Origin of the sequence: Photorhabdus cinerea (assembly GCF_011189575.1) — a bacterium.
Lineage (GTDB): Bacteria > Pseudomonadota > Gammaproteobacteria > Enterobacterales > Enterobacteriaceae > Photorhabdus > Photorhabdus cinerea.
Genome location: NZ_PUJW01000009.1, coordinates 1 through 24106, shown reverse-complemented (window position 1 = coordinate 24106; position 24106 = coordinate 1). Strand labels below are relative to the sequence as shown.

20 protein-coding genes, 3 tRNA genes and 1 other annotated feature are annotated in these 24106 nt (G+C 41.5%); of the genes, 18 read left to right on the top strand and 5 right to left on the bottom strand.

Annotation, left to right across the window (positions count from 1 at the left end; genetic code table 11):
- Positions 1-353 precede the first annotated feature (353 nt).
- From alaS to luxS, 7 genes are all read left to right on the top strand, one after another.
- Positions 354-2984, top strand: a complete 2631-nt coding sequence (alaS, locus tag C5469_RS10160; protein WP_166305691.1) for an alanine--tRNA ligase — start codon at positions 354-356, stop codon at positions 2982-2984.
- A 257-nt stretch (positions 2985-3241) separates the two neighbouring features.
- The gene (csrA, locus tag C5469_RS10155) at positions 3242-3427 is read left to right on the top strand and encodes a carbon storage regulator CsrA (protein WP_002209449.1); all 186 of its coding nucleotides are present in this window, start codon (positions 3242-3244) and stop codon (positions 3425-3427) included.
- Between the two features lie 384 nt (positions 3428-3811).
- Positions 3812-3904 (top strand) — tRNA-Ser (locus C5469_RS10150).
- A 10-nt stretch (positions 3905-3914) separates the two neighbouring features.
- Positions 3915-3991, top strand: a tRNA-Arg gene (locus tag C5469_RS10145).
- Positions 3992-4076: 85 nt separating this feature from the next.
- Positions 4077-4153, top strand: a tRNA-Arg gene (locus tag C5469_RS10140).
- A 173-nt stretch (positions 4154-4326) separates the two neighbouring features.
- The gene (gene gshA / locus C5469_RS10135; protein WP_166305688.1) at positions 4327-5886 is read left to right on the top strand and encodes a glutamate--cysteine ligase; all 1560 of its coding nucleotides are present in this window, start codon (positions 4327-4329) and stop codon (positions 5884-5886) included.
- Between the two features lie 162 nt (positions 5887-6048).
- Complete coding sequence (gene luxS, locus C5469_RS10130) at positions 6049-6564, top strand: S-ribosylhomocysteine lyase (RefSeq protein WP_166305685.1); 516 nt, start codon at positions 6049-6051, stop codon at positions 6562-6564.
- A 101-nt stretch (positions 6565-6665) separates the two neighbouring features.
- On the opposite strand, the gene C5469_RS10125 is transcribed toward luxS, so the two are convergent.
- Positions 6666-7958 (bottom strand): HlyC/CorC family transporter, encoded by a 1293-nt coding sequence (locus tag C5469_RS10125; protein ID WP_166305682.1) that lies wholly within the window; start codon positions 7956-7958, stop codon positions 6666-6668.
- A 39-nt stretch (positions 7959-7997) separates the two neighbouring features.
- Positions 7998-8789, bottom strand: coding sequence for a cytochrome C assembly family protein (locus C5469_RS10120; protein WP_166305679.1), 792 nt, complete (start codon positions 8787-8789; stop codon positions 7998-8000).
- Between the two features lie 186 nt (positions 8790-8975).
- On the opposite strand from C5469_RS10120, the gene ffh reads away from it, so the two are divergent.
- The 8 genes from ffh to tyrA all read left to right on the top strand — a co-directional run bounded on the left by ffh (position 8976) and on the right by tyrA (position 16326).
- Positions 8976-10337 carry a signal recognition particle protein gene (ffh, locus tag C5469_RS10115; RefSeq protein WP_054480064.1) on the top strand — a complete coding sequence of 454 codons (1362 nt, stop codon included), beginning with the start codon at positions 8976-8978 and terminating at the stop codon, positions 10335-10337.
- A gap of 136 nt (positions 10338-10473) precedes the next feature.
- Complete coding sequence (gene rpsP / locus C5469_RS10110; RefSeq protein ID WP_054480063.1) at positions 10474-10722, top strand: 30S ribosomal protein S16; 249 nt, start codon at positions 10474-10476, stop codon at positions 10720-10722.
- A gap of 18 nt (positions 10723-10740) precedes the next feature.
- The gene (gene rimM, locus C5469_RS10105) at positions 10741-11289 is read left to right on the top strand and encodes a ribosome maturation factor RimM (RefSeq protein ID WP_166305676.1); all 549 of its coding nucleotides are present in this window, start codon (positions 10741-10743) and stop codon (positions 11287-11289) included.
- Between the two features lie 39 nt (positions 11290-11328).
- Positions 11329-12066 (top strand): tRNA (guanosine(37)-N1)-methyltransferase TrmD, encoded by a 738-nt coding sequence (gene trmD / locus C5469_RS10100; protein ID WP_166305673.1) that lies wholly within the window; start codon positions 11329-11331, stop codon positions 12064-12066.
- Between the two features lie 77 nt (positions 12067-12143).
- Positions 12144-12497, top strand: a complete 354-nt coding sequence (gene rplS, locus C5469_RS10095; protein WP_166305670.1) for a 50S ribosomal protein L19 — start codon at positions 12144-12146, stop codon at positions 12495-12497.
- Positions 12498-12687: 190 nt separating this feature from the next.
- On the top strand, positions 12688-13491 hold the full coding sequence (locus tag C5469_RS10090; RefSeq protein WP_166305667.1) for an alpha/beta fold hydrolase: 804 nt from the start codon (positions 12688-12690) through the stop codon (positions 13489-13491).
- A 613-nt stretch (positions 13492-14104) separates the two neighbouring features.
- Positions 14105-15199: a 3-deoxy-7-phosphoheptulonate synthase gene (locus tag C5469_RS10085; protein ID WP_166305664.1), complete on the top strand. Its 1095-nt coding sequence runs from the start codon at positions 14105-14107 to the stop codon at positions 15197-15199.
- Between the two features lie 5 nt (positions 15200-15204).
- Positions 15205-16326 (top strand): bifunctional chorismate mutase/prephenate dehydrogenase, encoded by a 1122-nt coding sequence (gene tyrA, locus C5469_RS10080; RefSeq protein WP_166305661.1) that lies wholly within the window; start codon positions 15205-15207, stop codon positions 16324-16326.
- 39 nt (positions 16327-16365) lie between these two features.
- On the opposite strand, the gene pheA is transcribed toward tyrA, so the two are convergent.
- The 3 genes from pheA to bamD all read right to left on the bottom strand — a co-directional run bounded on the left by pheA (position 16366) and on the right by bamD (position 19144).
- On the bottom strand, positions 16366-17523 hold the full coding sequence (pheA, locus tag C5469_RS10075; RefSeq protein WP_166305658.1) for a bifunctional chorismate mutase/prephenate dehydratase: 1158 nt from the start codon (positions 17521-17523) through the stop codon (positions 16366-16368).
- Positions 17524-17577: 54 nt separating this feature from the next.
- Positions 17578-17698 (bottom strand) — a sequence feature (Phe leader region).
- Between the two features lie 109 nt (positions 17699-17807).
- Positions 17808-18137: a ribosome-associated translation inhibitor RaiA gene (raiA, locus tag C5469_RS10070; protein ID WP_166306072.1), complete on the bottom strand. Its 330-nt coding sequence runs from the start codon at positions 18135-18137 to the stop codon at positions 17808-17810.
- A 284-nt stretch (positions 18138-18421) separates the two neighbouring features.
- A complete protein-coding gene (gene bamD, locus C5469_RS10065) occupies positions 18422-19144 on the bottom strand; it encodes an outer membrane protein assembly factor BamD (RefSeq protein WP_207628931.1) in 723 nt (240 codons plus the stop codon).
- Between the two features lie 147 nt (positions 19145-19291).
- Between bamD and rluD the strand changes: the two genes are divergently transcribed.
- From rluD to clpB, 3 genes are all read left to right on the top strand, one after another.
- Positions 19292-20269: a 23S rRNA pseudouridine(1911/1915/1917) synthase RluD gene (gene rluD, locus C5469_RS10060; protein ID WP_166305655.1), complete on the top strand. Its 978-nt coding sequence runs from the start codon at positions 19292-19294 to the stop codon at positions 20267-20269.
- Positions 20270-21001, top strand: a complete 732-nt coding sequence (gene yfiH / locus C5469_RS10055) for a purine nucleoside phosphorylase YfiH (RefSeq protein ID WP_166305652.1) — start codon at positions 20270-20272, stop codon at positions 20999-21001.
- A 135-nt stretch (positions 21002-21136) separates the two neighbouring features.
- Complete coding sequence (gene clpB / locus C5469_RS10050) at positions 21137-23710, top strand: ATP-dependent chaperone ClpB (protein WP_166305649.1); 2574 nt, start codon at positions 21137-21139, stop codon at positions 23708-23710.
- The last annotated feature ends 396 nt before the right edge of the window (positions 23711-24106 follow it).

The window sequence follows — 24106 nt, the reverse complement described above, 5'->3', positions numbered from 1 at the left end:
CAGCTATGGCCTTATGAAGTAGTAAGTTTCGTGTAATAAAGATTGGAGGTATTACGTCGGTAAAAGTTTTTACTACTAAACTTAGTTTACTATCAGACTTAAACCGCGTTAATAATAGTGCGGTTCTTTCTTGAGAGAGCAAGTGTTATCCGTATAATGCGATCATGCTTTCAGAAAATACCCAGACGATTTACAATGTTGCCAGCGAATGGATGTATCTGGGATTTTACTTCTAATGGAAGAAATTTTATCTTATCCCCACTTTGTTTATTCGTGAGTTGAAAATAGGTGATGAAACATTCCACCTGACCAATTCATAAATCTGTTTTTTCCAGCTTGATTTCGGGACAATTATGAGCAAAAGCACCGCTGAGATCCGTCAAGCGTTTCTCGACTTTTTTCATACTAAAGGGCATCAGGTAGTACCAAGTAGTTCTTTGGTTCCAAATAATGACCCAACACTACTGTTTACCAACGCAGGAATGAATCAGTTTAAGGACGTATTTCTTGGACTGGACAAAAGATCTTATTCCCGAGCAACAACTACTCAGCGCTGTGTTCGTGCCGGTGGTAAGCATAATGATTTAGAAAACGTAGGTTACACCGCGCGTCATCATACTTTCTTTGAGATGTTGGGTAATTTCAGTTTTGGTGACTATTTCAAACATGATGCTATTAACTATGCTTGGGAACTTCTGACGGGCAAAGATTGGTTCAATTTGCCTAAAGAAAAATTATGGGTGACTGTCTATCATACAGATAATGAAGCCTATGATATCTGGCAAAATAAGGTCGGAATACCCGCAGAAAGAATTATCCGCATTGGTGATAACAAAGGTGCTCCTTATGCATCAGATAACTTCTGGCAAATGGGTGATACTGGACCTTGCGGCCCTTGTACTGAAATTTTCTATGATCATGGTGACCATATTTGGGGTGGACCGCCTGGAAGCCCAGAAGAAGATGGTGACAGATATATTGAAATCTGGAACATCGTCTTTATGCAGTTCAACCGCCATGCTGATGGCACAATGGAACCATTGCCAAAACCATCCGTAGATACTGGAATGGGGCTAGAGCGCATTACGGCTGTACTACAGCACGTCAATTCCAACTATGAGATCGATCTGTTTCGTGACCTGATTGAAGCTGTAGCTAATGTCACAGGTGCTACAGATGATCTGAGTAATAAATCTTTGCGGGTTATTGCTGATCATATTCGTTCATGCGCTTTCTTGATTTGTGATGGAGTTATTCCTTCTAATGAAAACCGTGGTTATGTGCTGCGCCGTATTATCCGCCGCGCGATTCGTCACGGGAATATGCTGGGTTCCAAAGATACCTTCTTTTACAAATTAGTTGCTCCATTAATAAAAGTGATGGGAGCTGCCGGAGAAGGACTTAAACGTCAGCAAACAATTGTTGAGCAGGTCTTGAAGACAGAAGAAGAGCAATTTGCCCGTACGCTGGAACGTGGGCTTCAGTTGCTGGACGATGAACTAGTAAAACTGTCTGGTGATATCCTGGATGGCGAAACAGCATTCCGTCTGTACGATACCTATGGTTTCCCTGTGGATTTAACCGCTGATGTCTGTCGTGAACGTAATATTAAGGTTGATGAAGACGGTTTTGCAGTAGCAATGGAAAATCAGCGTCGTCGTGCCCGTGAATCAAGTGGTTTTGGTGCCGATTATAACGAACTGATTAAGATTGATGAGCGCAGTGATTTCTCTGGTTACGATCATAACGAACAGCAGACAACAGTAACCGCTATCTTTCGTAATGGTGAATCAGTCAACCAAATTCAAGCGGGTGAAGAAGCGATTGTTATACTGGATAAGACCGCTTTTTATGCTGAGTCCGGTGGACAAGTTGGTGACTCAGGTATTCTGAGTAATGCTGATTGTGCTTTTTGTGTTATTGATACACAAAAATATGGTCACGCTATTGGTCATATTGGTAAGCTTGAAAAAGGTACCTTAAGTGTAAACCATGAGATCAATGCTGTTATTGATATAGAACGCCGTGATGCAATCCGTTTAAATCATTCAGCAACCCATCTGTTACATGCTGCACTACGTCAGATTTTGGGTGAGCACGTATCTCAGAAAGGTTCCTTGGTTAATGATAAATATCTTCGTTTTGATTTCTCTCATTTTGAGGCGATGAAACCAGAACAGATCCGTCAAATAGAGGATCTGGTTAATGCTGAAGTTCGTAAGAATTCACCTGTAGTTACTGAATTGATGGATCTGGAAGAAGCAAAGGCCAAAGGAGCAATGGCATTATTCGGTGAAAAATACGAAGAGCAAGTCCGTGTACTGTCAATGGGGAATTTTTCCACTGAATTATGTGGAGGAACTCATGCAAGCCGTACTGGTGATATCGGTTTATTCCGTATTACTGCTGAATCTGGCACTGCTGCTGGTATACGTAGGATAGAAGCAATTACAGGCCAAAAGGCACTGGAATCTGTATATCAACAGTCTGATTTTCTTCAGGATATTGCTCAATTGGTGAAAGGTGATATCAATAATCTGAACGAAAAAGTACGGGTAATACTGGATAAAACCAAGGGGCTAGAAAAAGAGCTTCAACAACTTAAAGATCAAAATGCAGCACAGGAAAGCTCTTCTTTGGCAAGCAAAGCGAAAGAAGTGAAGGGGGTGAAATTACTGGTAAGCCAGTTAAATAATACAGAGCCTAAAATGTTGAGAACTATGGTCGATGATCTGAAAAATCAACTAGGTTCGGCAATTATTGTGCTTTCTACTATAAGTGATGATAAAGTCAGCTTAATTGTTGGTGTCACAAAGGATCTGACTGCTAGAATAAAAGCAGGTGAATTAATTTCTTCTATAGCTCAGCAAATCGGTGGTAAAGGTGGTGGTCGCCCTGATATGGCTCAAGCAGGTGGCTCTGATGTTAAGGCATTACCTTCTGCTTTGGATAGCGTAGGAGAGTGGGTAGCATCGCGGTTATAAGCGGCATTACCCAAATTACCTGAGTTTATAAGGCACCATAATAGGTATTTTGATGGTGCCTTGAAATCTTGTTGTGAAATTGTTAAAAGGTTGAGTGCATATTTATTTATTTTGGCTAAACTATAATATGTAGGAAATGCGCTCAAAATTGCTTATACTTTAAGCATATACCATAGTTTTACGTTTTCACGGTGTTTGATGGATAATAGCGGGGAAACCTAATGACCCGACTCTTTTAAATTTTCAAGGAGCAAAGAATGCTTATTCTGACTCGTCGAGTTGGTGAAACGCTCATGATAGGCGATGAGGTAACAGTTACAGTACTGGGGGTTAAAGGTAACCAAGTTCGTATTGGTGTAAATGCCCCTAAAGAAGTTTCTGTTCACCGTGAAGAAATTTATCAGCGGATTCAGGCCGAAAAATCTCAGCCAACAACTTATTGACTCTAAGTTGGCGTCCTATCTCTTCAGAACCGGGCGCCATTTTTGAGGTATCTCACCCCTGTTAATATCCTGTGGGGTCTTAATTCTTAAATTCCTACCTATTGCCACCTCTTTTTTTGTTTTTCTGTTGTAAGAAAAAGCAACGTCATGGTGCTCTTGTGGCGAATAATGATTTGCATAAACTTCACTTGGGAATGCAATAGTTTATTGCTGATAAAGTACACTTTTTGGTGTTAAACTAGTCATTTTGTGCGTGAAGCATCCAAACAAACACAGGTTTAGAAAAATTGTTTGACTTATAAGTCTGGGAAAGTAATATGTGCGCCACGCAGTGACGAGGAGCTTAAACAAAAGTTCTAAACCACAGTTCGAAAGAAAGCGTACGGTGAGATGGCCGAGAGGCTGAAGGCGCTCCCCTGCTAAGGGAGTATGCGGTCAAAAGCTGCATCGAGGGTTCGAATCCCTCTCTCACCGCCATTTAGACCACGCATCCATAGCTCAGCTGGATAGAGTACTCGGCTACGAACCGAGCGGTCGGAGGTTCGAATCCTCCTGGATGCACCATATTAACCTTGAGATGAAATCATCCAAGGTACCATTCGGGTAATCAAAGCAGTTACTGCTTTTTACCAGAGTGAAAAACTGACATGCATCCATAGCTCAGCTGGATAGAGTACTCGGCTACGAACCGAGCGGTCGGAGGTTCGAATCCTCCTGGATGCACCATATTAAGCCCTGGCTATTTAGCCGGGGCTTTTTCTTTATTCCTAATTCCATGATTAGCTTCCTGTATGAAGCGGAAACGTTTTTGCTTATATATCTAATCAGCGACAATTTGGTTTGTTTAATATAAAGTAAACGCTTATAAAAATTCTTCTAAAACACTACGGGAGGTCGAATTGATCCCGGACGTATCAAAAGCTCTGTCATGGTTAGAGGCGCATCCGACAATTTTAAAGGGAATTCGTCGCGGTGTTGAGCGTGAAACATTGCGTGTTACTACAGATGGTCATTTGGCAGTAACGAAACACCCAAAAGCACTTGGCGTAGCGCTTACCCATAAATGGATTACTACTGACTTTGCTGAGTCATTGTTGGAATTCATAACACCAGTCGATAGTGACATAAAAAATACTATTTCATTTCTTAGAGATATTCATCGTCATACAGCACGTGTGCTGGATAAAGAAAAAATGTGGCCTTTGAGTATGCCATGTTTTATTGATGCAGAAGAAAACATCACTCTGGCTCAGTATGGTACATCGAATATTGGTCGTTATAAGACCTTATACCGTGAAGGTTTGAAAAATCGTTATGGCGCTTTAATGCAGACCATCTCCGGAGTTCATTATAATTTTTCATTGCCAATTGAATTTTGGCAGGCATGGGCTGGCGTTGAAGATGTGGAGAGTGGTAAGGATAAGATCTCTGATGGCTATTTCCGTCTGATCCGTAACTACTATCGCTTTGGATGGGTGATCCCGTACCTGTTTGGCGCTTCTCCGGCGATTTGTTCTTCATTCTTGCGTGGTAGAGAGACTTCTTTGTCTTTTGAACAGATAGAAGGGGGCACTTGTTATCTGCCTTATGCTACTTCATTAAGAATGAGTAATTTAGGATATACCAATAAATCACAAAGTGATCTGAATATTACGTTTAATAACTTACGAACCTATGTAGCGGAACTGAAAAAAGCAATTCACAAACCCTCTGAAGAGTTTGCTAAGTTGGGAATTAAGCAAGGTGATAAACATATTCAGCTTAATACAAACGTCTTACAGATTGAAAATGAGTTGTATGCACCAATTCGGCCTAAGCGTGTGACAAAAGAGAATGAATCGCCTTCTGATGCTTTATTACGCGGGGGCGTGGAATATATCGAAGTCCGTTCATTGGATATTAATCCATTCACAGCGATCGGTGTCGATGAAACACAAATTCGCTTTCTTGATCTATTTTTAATATGGTGTGTGCTCGCTGAAGAGCAGGAAATGAGCAGTGATGAGTTAGATTGTTGCCGCAAAAACTGGAATAGGGTAATCCTTGAAGGGCGTAAACCAGAGCAAGTGATTAGTCTTGGTTGTGGAAGCGTGGAAGAGCCGTTAGCAAAAGTTGGCAAAAAATTATTCAATGACTTGAAACAGATTGCTGTAATATTGGATAGTTGTTCTGGCACACAATATCAGAAAGTTTGCGGAGAATTGATTGCTATGTTTGATGATTCATCACTGACGTTATCGGCTCGTGTGCTGGAAAAAATGAAAACCCAAGGCATTGGTAGTTTTGGGTTGGAGCTGGCAGATGAATATCATCAGCAATTGATTAATGAAGAATATGAGGTTATTAGCGACGAACAGTTCGCTATAGAACGCAGGGCCTCCGTGGAGCGACAAGACTCGTTGGAACAAGCAAATACCATCAGTTTTGATGAGTATCTGAAACAACAGACAGGATGCTAGAAAAGAACATGGTTACTAGTACCACTGGTAAGTAAAAGTGACCAAAGAGAATCTTTTAGGAAATAGGATAATAATTACGCGTCTTTCATTCTTTACGACCGGTGGCAGATAAAAAGGTTTCATGTGCTTGTAAAAATCTGAATTTTTTGTGGAGATGAAGAAATGCCTTTACTAGATAGTTTTACTGTTGACCATACTCGTATGGCCGCACCCGCAGTAAGAGTTGCTAAGACCATGAAAACTCCTCATGGTGATACCATCACAGTTTTTGACTTACGTTTCTGTGTACCAAATGAAGAGGTTATGCCTGAGAAGGGCATTCATACACTTGAACATTTATTTGCTGGCTTTATGCGCAACCACCTTAATAGTGATGGTGTTGAAATTATTGATATATCCCCAATGGGATGCCGAACAGGTTTTTATATGAGCTTGATTGGTACACCGGCAGAAATGCGCGTTGCAGATGCGTGGAAAGCGGCTATGGCTGATGTCTTGAAAGTGAAAGACCAGAGTCAGATTCCAGAGCTGAATGTTTATCAGTGCGGTACTTATCACATGCATTCACTGGCCGAGGCTCAGGATATTGCGCGCCATATTCTTGATTCAGATGTTCGTGTTAATAAGAATGATGAATTAGCATTGCCAGAAGAAAAACTGACCGAATTGCGTGTGTAGTTTTGCAGTGATGAGATAAGATATTAACAGGAATATGCCGTTGGAGGCGGGTTACGTACCTCCAACGGTGTGGGGTTTGTGGGGTTCTCTTCAGCAGCTGTTTAGGCTGTTTGTACTTCTTGCTCAGGAAGTTGGCTGATAGGAGTTACTCGAACTTGTTTAATCACATTATCGTTCATTGAAAGTACTTTAAAATTATATTTACCAATCTGTACCTGTACATTTAGAGCAGGTATTTCTCCTAACTCTTCAAGTACCATACCATTAACAGTTCGTGGTCCATCAACAGGTAATGCCCAGTTAAAGGCTTTATTCAATTCGCGGATATTAGTTGTCCCGCCAACTAAAACAGTGCCATCACTTTGCGGTAAAACTTCTTCAGACAGAGAAGGAGACATTGATGTTGTAAAGTCACCAACAATCTCTTCAAGGATGTCTTCAACAGTTACCAGCCCTTGAATATCACCGTATTCATCAACAGTAAGCCCGGCTTTTTCCTTATTACGTTGGAAGTTCACCAATTGGACATTAAGTGGTGTGCTGATCGGGACATAATAGATTTTATCCGCTGCTTTAATCAGATTCCTTTTGGTGAACTCTTTTTTCTCTGTCATTAGTCGGTAAGCTTCACGCACACGGAGCATACCAATAGCATCATCAAGTGAATCACGATAAAGCACAATCCGGCCATGAGGTGAGTGAGTTAACTGCCGTATGATGGATTTCCAGTCATCATTAATATCAATACCAATAATCTCATTACGGGGAACCATAATGTCGCCAATTGTTACCTTTTCCAGATCCAAAATTGAAATCAGCATATCCTGATTATGCCGTGATAGCTTAGCATCTGCTTCATTCACAATAGTACGCAATTCATCTTTGCTGATTGCAGCACTGGAGCTAGCAGGATGTTTGATACCAAGGCAACGCATTAGCATTAAAGTGATTTTATTTAGTAGCCAAACTAACGGCATCATGATTTTCTGTAATGGTTGCAGCAGGAAACTGCTCGGAAAAGCGATCCTTTCAGGGTAGAGGGCGGCTATTGTTTTCGGCATAACTTCAGAAAATATCAGCACGATAAAGGTTAGAATCCCCGTTGCGATCGCAACTCCGGCATCGCCATAAAGACGCATGCCAATGATAGTAGCAAGTGCAGAGGCCAGAATATTAACCAAGTTATTGCCGATAAGAATCAGGCTTATCAGTCTGTCGGGGTAACGAAGTAATGTCTCAACTCTACGGGCAGGGCGGCTTCCTTGCTTTGCCAGATGACGTAAGCGGTAGCGGTTTAGTGTCATCATACCTGTCTCTGAAGCAGAGAAATATGCAGAGACAATAAGCATAATAATTAAGATAATGATTAATGTGCTTGTTGAGACATGCTCCAAAGCAGGTTTCCTTCTAAATATTGATTGGAAATCATGTTTTTAATAAATCATGATTTCCTGCAATAGTCGGTTGCCGAAATAGGCGAGTGTCAGGGTAAATGCACCAATTAGGTTAAACCAGATAACTCGTTTACCACGCCATCCATCATGGTAATGACCCCATAATAAAACAATGTAGACAAACCAGGCGACGATAGACAAGACGGCTTTATGGATATTTTCCTTACTGAAAATATTATCCATATAAAGAATGCCGGTACAGAGCGTCAGAGTTAGTAATATCACGCCAACCTGAGTGATATGGAACATTTTGCGTTCAATGAACATCAATGGTGGCATATTTTGAGTAAAAGTCAGTTTCTTATTTTTAAGCTTATGATCTAACCACCCAAGCTGTAACGCATACAGTGCGGCAATAAGTAGAGTCGCATAACCAAGAAGTGCTAACCCGATATGAATGGATAATTCAAGGCTGGCTTCTAAATGGGTAATAAACTCACCTGGCATAAGGCTAGCTAATGCCAGATTTATCATGGCAAAACTATATACTATGGGCAGCAAGAACCAGGCTCGACCATGGGAAGCGACGATTGTCATGATAATACAGATAATCAAGCTGATAATAGAACCCAAGTTAAGAAGTGTGAGGTTTTGCCCACTGCTGACGCGAAAAATTTGGTATTTAAGCGCAATAGCATGGCAAATTAAGGCGACAATCGCAGAAATCAATGCCAGCCTGCGGTATCCATTTGGTTTCTGCAATAAGCCGGGAATAATTAGTACCAGGCTGAGTAAATAAGCGAGTAAAGCAATTATAGAGAATACTGGCATAGCGTTAGTCGTTTTAGCGATAGTTTTAGGTTGAACTAAAACTTAAGTATAGCGCCAGCAAAGGTAGCCTCCAACCGTTGTTAATTCATTAGTGCAAATCTCTGTGCAGAGATCCCTTTATCATCGTGTTATAATTTTCAGAATACGCTTTACAGGCAGCCCATTTTTAAAAATTGAGCAGAGACAATGTTTGATAATTTAACCGACAGACTATCGCGCACATTGCGCAATATCAGTGGCCGTGGGCGACTGACTGAAGACAATATTAAAGAGACACTGCGCGAAGTTCGCATGGCTTTACTTGAGGCTGATGTTGCATTGCCTGTAGTGCGTGACTTCATTTCGTGCGTTAAAGAGAGCGCGGTAGGCCACGAAGTTAATAAGAGCCTTACACCCGGCCAGGAATTTGTCAAAATTGTTCAGAATGAGCTGGTCAAGGCGATGGGAGAAGTTAACAGTGAACTGAATCTCTCTACTCAGCCTCCAGCTGTTGTATTAATGGCAGGTTTGCAAGGTGCTGGTAAAACGACCAGCGTTGCTAAATTGGGTAACTTTCTGAAGGGAAAACAGAAGAAAAAAGTTTTGGTTGTATCTGCGGACGTTTATCGGCCAGCTGCTATCAAACAACTTGAAACATTGGCGCAAACAGTCGGCATCGATTTCTTCCCTTCTGATGCTCAGGAAAAACCGGTTGATATCGTGATGAAAGCGGTACAGCACGCCAAATTGAAATTCTACGATGTGCTTTTAGTGGATACCGCGGGTCGTCTGCATGTTGACGAAGCCATGATGGATGAAATCAAACAGGTTCATGAAGTCATCAATCCGGTAGAAACCTTATTTGTTGTTGATGCTATGACGGGGCAGGATGCTGCTAATACGGCAAAAGCTTTCAATGAAGCATTGCCACTGACAGGTGTTGTGTTGACTAAAGTCGATGGTGATGCCCGTGGCGGTGCTGCGCTGTCTATTCGTCATATTACCGGTAAGCCGATTAAATTCTTGGGTGTTGGTGAGAAAACAGATGCACTGGAACCTTTCCACCCAGATCGTATTGCATCTCGTATTCTTGGGATGGGGGATGTTCTTTCCCTGATTGAAGAGATTGAAAGTAAAGTTGATCGTACCCAAGCAGAAAAACTGGCTTCTAAACTGAAAAAAGGCGATGGCTTTGATTTAAATGATTTTCTGGACCAGCTTAAGCAGATGCGCAATATGGGCGGTATGGCCAGTATGTTAAGCAAAATGCCGGGGATGTCTCAAGTACCAGATGCAGTGAAATCCCAGATGGATGATAAAGTGCTGGTAAAAATGGAAGCCATTATAAATTCGATGACACGTAAGGAGCGGGAAAAACCAGAAATTATCAAAGGTTCCCGTAAGAGACGTATTGCTAGTGGCTCCGGTACCCAGGTTCAGGATGTTAACCGCCTACTTAAACAATTCGATGAAATGCAACGCATGATGAAGAAAATGAAAAAAGGTGGTTTGGCGAAAATGATGCGTGGTATGAAGGGCATGATGCCACCCGGATTTATGGGCCATTAATTGATAAAGTCTCGAAGAATATCCACTTTGGATTGCTTTTTGCGCCAAAGTGAGTAAACTTTTCGGGCTTTTTATCTGACAACCGGACTTCATTCCTCGATGAAGTCTGGCTGTTTTGTTAACTAATGAGGATGTTATGGTAACAATTCGTTTAGCTCGTGGCGGCGCAAAAAAGCGTCCGTTTTACCAAGTAGTAGTGACCGATAGCCGCAGCCCGCGTGATGGTCGCTTTATTGAGCGCGTTGGCTTTTTCAACCCTATTGCAACAGGGAATGCGGAAACACTGCGTTTAGATCTGGACCGTATTGAACATTGGATTGGTCTGGGTGCAACTGTGTCTGATCGTGTTTCTACACTGATCAAAGATGCAAAAAAAGCAGCTTAATCTGTCGCGGTGGTAACTATGAGCAAGCAAGCCAGTTTTAAGCTTCCAGTGGAACCAATTGTATTGGGAAAACTAGGTTCAGCTTATGGTATTCGTGGTTGGCTCAGAGTTTTTTCTTCCACCGAACACGCCGAAAACATTTTTGAGTATCAACCGTGGCTTATTCAACGGGCAGGTCGGTGGCAACACATCGAATTGGAAGCCTGGAAACACCATAATCAAGATATGGTCATCAAAATTAAAGGTATTGATGATCGGGATGCTGCGAATTTACTGACTAATTGCGAAATTATCGTAGATTCAGGACAACTACCGGAGCTGGATACAGGTGATTACTACTGGAAGGACCTTATGGGATGCCAGGTAGTGAACATAGCAGGTTATAGCCTGGGTACTATCAGTGATATGATGGAAACCGGCTCTAATGACGTAATGGTAGTTAAAGCAAACCTGAAAGATGCATTCGGTATCAAGGAGCGGCTAATCCCGTTTCTTGATGGGCAGGTTATCAAGAAAGTCGATCTCGCTACTAAAACCATTGAAGTAGATTGGGACCCTGGTTTTTAAACTCCGGTTATAAACGGTTGAAATGAGTGGGACGCTATAATGTGGATTGGGGTTATTAGCCTGTTTCCTGAAATGTTCCGCGCAATAACCGATTATGGGGTAACTGGCCGAGCAGTAAAAAAGGGCCTGTTAAGTATTGAATGCTGGAATCCGAGGGATTTTACCTATGACCGGCATCGTACTGTTGACGACCGCCCTTATGGTGGTGGTCCAGGCATGTTGATGATGGTTCAGCCTTTACGAGAAGCTATTCATACAGCAAAAACTGCGGCAGGCGAAGGTGCGAAGGTGATTTATCTTTCACCTCAAGGGCGCAAACTCAATCAACAAGGAGTTTGTGAGCTGGCAGCAAATGAGAAACTGATTCTGATTTGTGGCCGCTATGAAGGGATAGATGAGCGAGTTATTCAAACTGAGATTGACGAAGAGTGGTCTATAGGTGATTACGTGCTCAGTGGCGGAGAGATCCCTGCGATGGTTATGGTTGACTCCATTTCCCGGTTTATTCCAGGAGTTCTGGGGCATCAGGCATCGGCGGAGGAAGATTCTTTTGCTGATGGATTGCTGGATTGTCCGCACTATACCCGCCCAGAGGTATTAGATGGTATGGAAGTTCCGTCAGTTCTGCTGTCGGGTAACCATGCTGAAATTAATCGCTGGCGTATGAAACAATCGCTTGGCCGGACTTGGCTTAGAAGACCTGAACTTCTGGAAAACCTAGCTCTGACTGACGAGCAAAGGATATTGCTAGCAGAGTTCCAACGGGAATCTGACTGAAGCAACGAGTTAATCCAGACATATCCCTGAAGGGAATGTCTTTGATATATCAGTTTACCTAGGGTAAGAGAATTATTATGAGCAACATTATTAAACAGCTTGAACAAGAGCAGATGAAGCAAGACGTACCTTCGTTCCGTCCGGGTGACACCGTGGAAGTTAAGGTATGGGTCGTAGAAGGTTCAAAGAAACGTCTGCAGGCATTCGAGGGCGTGGTTATCGCTATCCGTAACCGCGGTTTGCACTCTGCATTCACTGTTCGCAAGATTTCTAACGGCGAAGGCGTTGAGCGTGTATTCCAGACTCACTCCCCAGTCGTAGACAGCATCAATGTTAAACGCCGTGGTGCTGTTCGTAGAGCTAAATTGTACTATCTGCGTGAGCGTTCTGGTAAGGCTGCTCGTATTAAAGAGCGCCTGGGCAGAAAATAATACGCTTTCGTTACATCCGAAAGTTATCGTTAAAGAGGTCAGCAATTGCTGACCTCTTTTTTTTCTATTTATAATTCATCGGTGAATTATTCGACAATGTCTTATTGTCTAAGCGTAATAATCTTAAAGACAATTATTTCGAGTATTTTAGAATGATTTTATACGTGACTAACTAACATAAGGATTTTTTTTGAAAACTATTCAGCTACACAATAAAACAATGGCTTACCGGGATGAAGGTGAAGGTTTCCCGCTATTGCTGGGGCATAGTTATTTGTTTAACTCCGATATGTGGGCCCCACAGATCGATGTGTTAAGTAAAAAATATAGGGTAATTGCTCCTGATCTATGGGGGCATGGAAACTCGGCGGAATTACCAGAGCAACATAAGACTTTGGCTGATTTGGCTCAAGATTACCTGGCGTTAATGGATCAACTTAAAATTAAAGAGTTTGCTGTAATTGGTTTATCTGCTGGTGGTATGTGGGGAACTGAATTAGCTGCTATGGTACCGGACAGAGTCAAAGCATTGGTGCTAATGGATACCTTTGTGGGGTTAGAGCCTGAAGTTACTCATAAAAAATACTTTGCTATACTGGATATGATAGAGCAGGTTGGCTCTATTCCTGAGCCTCTTTTACAACAGATAGTACCAATCTTTTTCAGTCAGCAACCAACTCAGAATTTAGTGGATGAATTGACTCAGCGCTTGGTAAAAATTCCTGCAGAAACATTACGTAATAGCATTATTCCGTTAGGGAGAATGATTTTTGGGCGTGAGGATAGAATTCATTTGTTGGAAAAACTGGATATTCCTGCTCTTGTCATCACTGGTGAGCAGGATATTCCTCGTCCACCTTTGGAAGGTTATTTGATGGCTGAAATACTTTGCTGTGACTACGTTGTGATTCAGGATGCTGGTCATATTTCCACATTGGAGCAACCACATAAAGTTAATCAGGAACTGGTTGCTTTCTTACAGCAAGCTCTATAACGAATATTTTAATGGAAAGGCCGGACTTTCCGGCCCTTAGTTATTCAATTTGGTAAAGAGCGGTGTAAAATTTTTATTGGAATATAACTTGCTTTCAAGAGTTGGTGACACTAATTTCCTACATAATCATGCCGAGTAATATAAGAATATAACTATTACTTAATATTCTGTTAGTGTAATTCAATAATTTTATATAAATGAATCTGAATGATTTTTTTAAATATGAATCTCAAGGTTGATGTTATTTGTTCTTTTGGTAATGAAGTGTAATAAATATTTTATTATCGTTTGATGGTTCTAATTTTAAATATACAGAAATAACAACAAAATATTACTACTTGTGTTTTGGTGTTAATTTCTTTTGGTAAAATACTTTCTCATTTAAAAATATAATTATCTCTAATGTATTTATTTTGGAAATAATTTTCTATTGTTAATAAATATTGATTGTATATTTTTTTTAGGTCAAAACACCAATTTTGTAAAAAATTATTTACGATATTTTGATTTTATTTACACAATTGGATTGTATTCTTTACTTTGTGTGATATGTTATCGGTCAGATACATAAAAATAAATTAATACAGAATATCAATTGGAGGAGGTAACCGAAATGGTCATGCAGAAAGATGCGCTAAATAATGTTCACATCAGAGATGAACAAATTCTTATAACCCCCGAAAAACTAAAGCAACAGTATCCGTTGAATAATGATGATCAGCATTCTATTGAAAATGCACGTAAAATAGTTGCCGATATTATTCAGCGACGCGATCCTCGTTTATTGGTAGTGTGTGGTCCTTGTTCTATTCATGATGTGGATGTGGCTCTGGATTATGCTCATCGTTTGAAAGCACTTTCTTCTGAATTAAGTGATAATCTGTATATAGTGATGCGTGTCTATTTTGAAAAACCTCGTACAACAGTAGGCTGGAAAGGTCTTATTAATGATCCATTTATGGATGGTTCATTTAATGTAGAAGCGGGTCTGCATATTGCTCGCCGTTTACTTCACTGTTTAGTTAAAATGGGATTACCTCTTGCAACAGAAGCTTTAGATCCGAATATTCCACAATATTTGGGAGATTTGTTTAGTTGGGCGGCAATTGGAGCAAGAACGACTGAATCCCAGACGCACCGGGAAATGGCTTCTGGCCTATCCATGCCTATTGGTTTTAAGAATGGGACTGATGGCAGCTTAAGTACTGCCATTAATGCGATGTGTGCAGCTGCTATGCCGCACTGTTTTATGGGGATAAATCAGTCGGGACAAGTGTGTTTGTTACAGACACATGGTAACCCAAATGGACACATTATCTTGCGTGGTGGCAAGACACCTAACTACAGTTCTGAACATGTCATGGAATGTGAACAGCAAATGATGCAGTCTGGATTATTGCCGTCCTTGATGATTGATTGTAGCCATAGTAACTCTAATAAAGATTTTCGTCGCCAAAGTTTAGTTTTGGATTCTGTAGCAGAACAGATCGTCTCAGGCAATCAATCGATTACTGGTATTATGTTGGAAAGCCATATTAATGAGGGTAATCAATCTTCTGAACAACCTCGTAGTGAAATGAAATATGGCGTATCAGTAACCGACGCTTGTATTAATTGGCAGACTACAGAAGCGGTTTTGAGAAAATTGCATCAGCAAATCAGTCAGCAATTGTCGCAAAGAATTGTGACAATGAAAAAAGCAGGGTAATAAATATGGTAGCTGAATTATCTCAATTGCGGGATCAGATTGATGAAGTGGATAGAGCGTTGCTGTCTTTACTGGCAAAGCGCCTGGAATTAGTTGCAGAGGTTGGTGAAGTAAAGAGCCAGAATGGGCTGCCAATTTATGCGCCTGATAGAGAAATTGCGATGTTTGCTTCGCGTCGTCAAGAGGCTGAAAATTTTGGTGTTCCACCGGATTTAATTGAAGATATTCTGCGTCGTATTATGCGGGAGTCTTATACTAGCGAAAATAATAAAGGGTTTAAGACTCTTTGCCCTCAATTGGGACCGATAGTTATTATTGGTGGCTTAGGCAAAATGGGGAAACTGTTTGGTCGCCTGTTAACTTTATCTGGTTATAAGGTCAGAAATTTGGAATCACAGGATTGGCCTGACGCAGAGCAGATTCTGAATGGTGCAGGTATGGTCATTATCAGTGTACCTATTCATTTAACGGAAGAGGTTATTCGTCGTTTACCACCATTGCCTGATCATTGCATTTTGGTGGATTTGGCATCCGTTAAGCGGGAGCCAGTACAGGCTATGCTTGATGTGCATAAAGGTCCTGTGTTGGGATTACATCCTATGTTTGGACCTGATGTAGGTAGTTTGGTAAAACAAGTTGTTGTTTACTGTGATGGACGCCAATCCAAAGCTTATCAGTGGTTTTTGGAACAATTGCTGGTTTGGGGGGCTTGTTTGTACCAGATAAATCCTGAACAGCATGATAAAAACATGAGTTTTATCCAAGCATTACGCCACTTCACAACATTTGTTTATGGGAAACATCTTGCACAGGAAGGTGCTGATTTGCAGCAATTATTATCAATATCCTCGCCAATTTATCGATTAGAACTAATTATGGTCGGGCGGTTATTTGCACAGGACCCTCAGCTCTACGCTGATATTATTATGTCATCACCAGAGAATATTGATTTGATACGCCGTTATCATCAAAGTTTTGGACAAGCGCTTGAGATACTGGAAAATCAGGATAAACAAGCTTTTATCAGTAGTTTTAAAAGCGTTAGTGAATGGTTTGGTGATTATGCATTTCGCTTTATGAAAGAGAGCCGGGTATTACTTCAGCAAGCGAATGATAACCGCCAATAATGAAAAAAACCGGATATCTTGGTACCCGGTTTTTTTTATTTAGGATGGGCTAACAGGAACTACACTTTCTGTCGGATAACAACCTAGTACTTTCAGTGAATGAGTGATTTTCGCCAATGCTTTCAAGACGTTCTGCATATTGATTGAACGGAGGTTGGCTTGAACATCAATGTAAAACATCTCCTCCCATGGATTGCCATTAATTGGGCGGGATTCCAGTTTACTCATAATAATATTATGTTTTTTTAGAACCATAAGTGCGTCTACCAATGCACCAGCTTGTTGTCCAGTTGCCATAATAAATGTTGTTTTGGCCGGTACCTGTCCTGAAACTTCAATAGGCTGACGAGCAACGATGATGAAACGGGTAATATTATGTGGTTGATTTGCCAAGTTTTGAGCCAAAACTTGTAACTGATAAAGTGCTCCGCCAACTTCACTGCCTAAGGCTGCGATATCTGGTGAATTCTCTTCAGCTACCCTTTGCATGGCTGCGGCAGTGCTTTCGCAATATTCGATTTTCCAATGTGGGAATTGATTAATATACTGGCTACATTGTTGGAATGGTTGAGGATGGCTGTAAACCGTTTTTATCTTCGATAGTTTTGTATCGTTTGCAACCAGTAGGCAATGATTAATAGGAATATTTATTTCGCCTACAATTGACAGGTTGGTATGTTGCAATAAGTCATAAACATCATTGATAGAGCCAGAACTGGTGTTTTCAATCGGCAGCATCCCGTAATCAGCTTGACCTGTTTCGACCAAGGAAAAAATATCCTGGAACTTATGGCAACTGCATTCAATCAATTGATCAAAATGACGTGCAGCATATTGGCGGGCTGCGATATGAGAATAGGAACCACGAGGACCAAGGAATGCAATGTGGGCTGAATCGTAAGGTGTTTGATTAAGGTATTGTTGCAATAATGCCTGTTGTGTAAGTACAGAATCTTCGATAATCGTTTGAAACAGACGAGTGATATAAAAGCCATCAAGCCCGTGATTTTTCCCTTTCGTAATTAGAACATCCAGCAGCTCCCGTTCACGATCCTTGTCTCTTATAGGACGATTATCCTGTAGTTTAGTCTGCGCAATATCAGAAGCTAATTGGCGACGTTCTGCCAGTAAAACCAGTAACTTTAAATCAAGTTCGCTGACTTTTTTCCGTATTTTCAGCAAATTGTTTTGATCCATAATGAGTTCCTAATTGGTTATTCATATTCTGATAATAATATGTTTACAGTGGACAGAAAAAAGCCCCCCGATTGGGAGGCTGACTGTTCGTCTTCTTGTTCTTTCTTAAATGACGAAAGCCTCCCTTAAGAGAAGGTGAAAAAAGAAAGAGAAGAAAAACAGGTTTATATTCATTGTACTTACCGTCTGCATAAACAATATACTCTAATTAACCTCATGTCGTTGTTTCTGTCAATAAAAAAACGCGTCCAAATTGGACGCGTTAGAGACAGGATATAGTTATTTTATTGGAGGTTAAGATTTGATTCTTTAACACTGTTGTGAGTACGACGTGCTTCACCTTTGTGCTGTACTTTATTTAACTGGCGCTCCAATTTTGCTAACAGCTCATTGATAGCAATATACATATCTTCATGTTTTGCACCGGCAACCAATGTACCATTTGGTATACTTATGGTTGCATCAGCTATAAAAGCCTGTGGCCCTTTTGATAGAATAATATGAGGGTTTATCAGATTCACTTGCCACTTATTTAGTTTGTTCAGACGGTTTTCTACGTGGTTGCGAATTGCTGGGGTAATTTCCATTTTTTTGCTGGTAATATTCACTATCATATAGTTACCTCTCATCATTGATGATCCGCCTTTAATGATTTCAGCATACAATTCTTTTTCACAAAAAAGGTGATTTAAATCACTTTTAATCAGGTATTTGTCAAGTAGTTGAAGTAATTGTGATTAATAATAAGAATACGAAGAATACCTGTTGCGGGGTGGGGGCTTATGAGCCATTATTGATAAGTTGAGCCATTATTAACCCTATTGACAAACGGCCTTTTTTGAATTTTATGAGTAAAAATAAAACAACAGCCGGAACTGCTGTTTTATTTTATACTTCTTTATGCTGGATTAGCAGCAATTAGTTTTGCTACTTTATCTGCCTGTGCTGTTAAGCCTAAACGTGTATAGGCTTTTTCCATATAAGGCAGCACTTTGAGGGTTGATTGCGTATCGGGGTAATCATGCAGCATTTGTTCAGCTCGATTTACTACTGCGACATAAGCTCCACGTTTGTTATAATATTCCACAACAGAAAGTTCATATTTTGCCAGGCGCTCTTTGATAAACATTAAACGTTTTCTGGCATCGGTAGCATACAGGCTGTTAGGATAATAACGTACTAACTGGCTGAAATCTCTGAATGATGCCCTGGCATGTTCAGGATCACGATCTGAACGGTCGATCCCGAAGAAACTTTGCAGTGCGCTGTCATCCAGTGCTTGCGAGGTTAATCCTCGCATGTACAGAACATAATCAATGTTGGGATGAGTTGGGTTTAGGCGCATAAAGCGGTCAATAGAAGCTAATGCCATTGGTAAGTCAGAGGATTTATAATAAGCATAAATCAGATCAAGTTGTACTTGCTGCGAGTAAGGGCCAAATGGATAGCGGTTATCGAGGGTTTCCAATTGCGTGATGGCACCTTTATAGTTACCGTCTTGCAGCTTTTCCTGACCCGCAGAATAAATTTCTGAAGGTGTGCTGTCGGGGACAACATTCTTATTACCAGAGCACCCGGAAAGTACCAGGCTCAATGTGGCTGCTGCCACTAGATATTTCATGCGTATCATCACGTGTTGATTATCCTATGAGTGTTTTTCTGGGAGACTATCCATGAAGCTCCCGGTAAAAGATCGAGTTACAATAGCACACTATATTAAATTAAACGGCTCTGCCGTCAAAACTCAACGTAAGTGTAGAAACAATATATGGCACAACAAATACGACTTAATGCAACAGTCGCCGAATCTCAGCTCGGTCAACGTTTAGATCAGGCTTTGGCCGAATTGTTCCCTGATTATTCAAGATCACGCATAAAAGATTGGATCTTGGATGATAGAGTTCAGGTTAATGGTAAATTAATCAATAAGCCAAAAGAAAAAGTGCTGGGAGGTGAAGAAGTTTCAATTGATGCTATCATTGAGGAAGATGCGCGTTGGGAACCTCAGGATATTGCGTTAAATATTGTCTATGAAGATGATGATATTCTAGTAATAAACAAACCGCGTGATTTGGTCGTTCATCCGGGAGCGGGAAATCCAGATGGTACGGTATTAAATGCTCTGCTATACCGCTACCCTGAAATAGCCGATGTTCCCCGGGCAGGCATTGTTCATCGCCTCGATAAAGATACGACTGGGCTTATGGTTATAGCTAAAACTGTTCCAGCTCAAACCCGTTTAGTAGAGTCACTTCAACTACGCGAAATTACTCGTGAATATGAAGCTGTAGCGACAGGACGAATGACTGCGGGTGGAATAGTTGAAGAGCCAATTTCACGCCATCCGACAAAACGAACGCATATGGCGGTGCATCCGATGGGAAAACCTGCTATTACCCGCTACCGGGTGATGGAGCATTTCAGGGCACATACCCGTTTGCGTCTGAGGCTAGAAACAGGTAGAACACATCAGATACGTGTTCACATGGCTCATATTAGCCACTCATTGGTGGGAGATCCTCTGTATGGTGGTCGTCCTCGCCCTCTAAAAGGGGCTTCCGATGAATTTCGCGATGTGATGCGCAACTTTGATCGTCAGGCATTGCACGCAACAATGTTGCGTCTCTATCATCCAATTACAGGCATTGAAATGGAATGGCATGCTGAACTACCTGAAGATATGGTCATTCTGATTAATGCATTAAAAGCTGATGCAGAAGTGTTCAAAGATGATATGGATTGGTAGATGACATCGCTTATTTTTCCAAACTGGCCACAACCTACAACAGTAAAAACCTGTAGTTCTACTCGCTTGGGCGGAATCAGCTTGCCACCTTATGATAGTTTAAATCTTGGTAAGCATGTTGGAGATAATCCTGATGTTGTTGACCAAAACAGGCAGATATTAGCTGAGGTGGCAGAATTGCCTCAGCAGCCAGTTTGGTTAGAACAGGTTCATGGCACTCGTGTTGTGAGACTCAATGGTCAGCCAGTGGAAAATAATAAAGCTGATGCGGTTTACACCAACATTCTTGGGCAAGTTTGTGCTGTGATGACAGCAGATTGTTTACCTGTGCTATTTTGTAGCTCTGACGGTGATGAGATTGCAGCAGCTCATGCAGGTTGGCGCGGTTTATGTGCTGGAGTACTGGAAAATACGATTAGGCAATTTAAAGCTAAGCCTGATCAGATTCAAGCTTGGTTAGGACCTGCGATTAGCGCGAAAGAATTTGAGGTTGGCAATGAAGTTATGGACGCGTTTGTGGTCCAGAATTCTGATCTGAGCAAAGCTTTTGTGCATTTTGGTGAGAAATACTTAGCAGATATATATTTGTTGGCAAAATTAAAATTGCAATCTATTGGTGTAAAAGCGATTTTTGGGGGTGCCGAGTGTACTGTCAATAATAAAGAGAAGTTTTTCTCTTATCGTCGTGATGGGATCACCGGACGTATGGCAACTTTAATCTGGCTGATATAACCTATTCCATGGGGCGATCCGCTGGCGCATAAGATAATGTCTCACAATTTGCTTTTCAGAATAAACCTTGAATATTTGAGGAATGGCCTCATCTAATCTCCAGTAGCGAAATTCTGATTAGTATTTGGAGGTGTTATGCGTCTGGATCGTCTTACTAATAAATTCCAGCTTGCTCTCGCTGACGCCCAGTCCCTTGCACTGGGGAATGATAATCAATTTATCGAACCAATTCACTTGATGAGCTCACTGTTGAAACAGGACGGTGGTTCTATTCGCCCATTATTAACGTCAATTGGGATCGATACTGGTCGTTTCAGCAACCAACTTGAGCAGGTTTTAGAACGTTTGCCACAGGTACAGGGTGCTGGTGGTGATGTACAACCATCTAACGACTTAATTCGTCATTTAAACTTGTGCGACAAACTAGCACAAAAGGAGGGAGATAATTTTATTTCCTCTGAATTATTTGTTCTGGCAGCACTGGAAGAACGTGGCTCATTGAATGACATACTGAAAACTGCTGGAGCAACAAAAGAAAAAATCACTAAGGCAATAGAGCAGGTGCGTGGTGGTGAAAAAGTTTATGATCAGGGAGCGGAAGATCAACGCCAGGCTCTGAAAAAATATACCATTGATCTTACTGAACGAGCTGAACAAGGCAAGCTTGATCCGGTGATTGGCCGCGACGAAGAAATTCGCCGTACTATTCAAGTATTGCAACGCCGTACTAAAAATAATCCAGTGCTGATTGGTGAACCAGGGGTTGGTAAAACGGCTATCGTTGAAGGGCTGGCTCAACGGATTATTAATGGCGAAGTTCCAGAAGGGCTGAAAAATAAGAGGGTTCTTTCTCTGGATATGGGAGCTCTGTTAGCAGGGGCTAAATATCGTGGTGAATTTGAAGAACGCTTGAAAGGTGTGCTGAATGATCTTTCCAAACAGGAAGGTAATGTCATTCTGTTTATTGATGAATTACATACTATGGTTGGTGCGGGTAAAGCTGATGGGGCAATGGATGCCGGTAATATGTTGAAACCCGCTTTGGCTCGTGGTGAACTTCACTGTGTTGGTGCAACAACACTAGATGAATATCGTCAATACATTGAAAAAGATGCGGCATTGGAACGCCGTTTCCAAAAAGTCTACGTTGCAGAACCTTCAGTGGAGGACACTATCGCTATTTTGCGCGGTCTGAAAGAACGTTATGAGTTACATCATCATGTACAGATTACAGATCCTGCCATTGTCGCGGCAGCAACATTATCTCATCGTTATATCTCAGATCGTATGTTGCCAGACAAAGCTATCGACTTGATCGATGAAGCCGGAGCTAGTCTGCGTATGCAAATGGATTCAAAACCTGAAACGTTGGACCGCTTGGAACGTCGGGTCATTCAATTAAAGCTGGAACAGCAGGCATTGAAAAAAGAGTCTGATGGTGCCAGTAAAAAACGGCTTGAAATGCTTAATGAAGAGCTGATTGTAAAAGAACGCGAATATTCTGAGCTGGAAGAAGAATGGAAAGCTGAGAAAGCTGAGCTTACTGGTACTCAGCATATAAAAGCAGAACTAGAAAACGCCCGTATCAGCCTAGAACAGGCCCGCCGTAGTGGTGACCTAGCGAAGATGTCTGAAATTCAATACGGAAAAATACCCGGACTGGAAAAACAACTTGCCGCAGCCACACAAGCTGAAGGTAAGAATATGAAACTTCTTCGTAACAAAGTTACCGATGTAGAAATTGCTGAAATTCTTGCTCGTTGGACGGGTATTCCTGTTTCCAGAATGCTTGAGAGTGAAAAAGATAAACTGTTATGCATGGAGCAAGAATTGCACAAACGTGTTATTGGTCAGGATGAAGCAGTAAATGCAGTCTCCAATGCGATTCGTCGTAGCCGCGCTGGATTAGCTGATCCAAACCGTCCGATTGGTTCATTCTTGTTCCTTGGTCCGACCGGAGTTGGTAAAACTGAGTTGTGCAAGGCGTTAGCGAATTTCCTGTTTGATAGCGATGACGCAATGGTGCGTATCGATATGTCTGAATTTATGGAAAAGCATGCGGTATCACGGTTGGTGGGAGCACCTCCAGGGTATGTTGGTTATGAGGAAGGTGGTTATCTGACAGAAGCTGTTCGTCGCCGACCTTATTCCGTTATTTTGTTTGATGAAGTGGAAAAAGCGCACCCGGATGTATTCAATATCTTATTGCAAGTACTGGATGATGGTCGATTGACTGATGGGCAAGGTCGTACTGTCGATTTCCGTAACACAGTTGTAATCATGACTTCTAATCTCGGGTCGGACGTGATCCAGGAACGTTTAGGCAGCCTGAATTATAGTGAAATGAAAGATATTGTGATGGGAATTGTTAGCCATCATTTCAGACCTGAGTTTATTAACCGTATTGATGAAGCTGTTGTGTTCCATCCATTAGGGCGTCGGCATTTATCAGAGATTGCAGATATCCAATTGCAGCGCTTGTACAAACGTCTGGAAGAACGCGGTTATCAAGTTACAATTACTCAGCAAGCGTTGGAAATGTTGGCAGAAGCTGGGTTCGATCCTGTTTATGGTGCACGACCATTGAAGCGGGCTATCCAGCAGGAGATTGAAAACCCATTAGCTCAAAAGATACTTTCCGGCCAGCTATTGCCAGGAAAACCAGTTACTCTGGATATGGAAAATGGCCATATCATAGCAAAACAGTAATTTTATACTAAGTTGAAGAAATTGAAGATGAAGAGGTAGGGAACTGCCTCTTTTTTTTCCATTTTGTGTAAAAAATCGTAATTTAGCGTTGTTTTCGATTAATTGGTAATCAAGCGGATTTTTTTTTCAAATAAACACTTGCCAGCGCCGAAGAACGCCCTATAATGCGCCCCACTGACCGACACCCCGCTGAGAAAAAAGCTGGTGGGGTCAGGCAGAGCAACGTGAATAAGCGCTTGACTCTGCGGGCGAACAGCGTAATATACGCACCCGGCTGACCGGGAACATGCGATTTTATGGCAGCCTGCTCTTTAACAATTAATCAGACAATCTGTGTGGGCACTCACAAGACGGTATCACAAAAAAATACTGACAAGTCTTGAAGAGTGAACAACA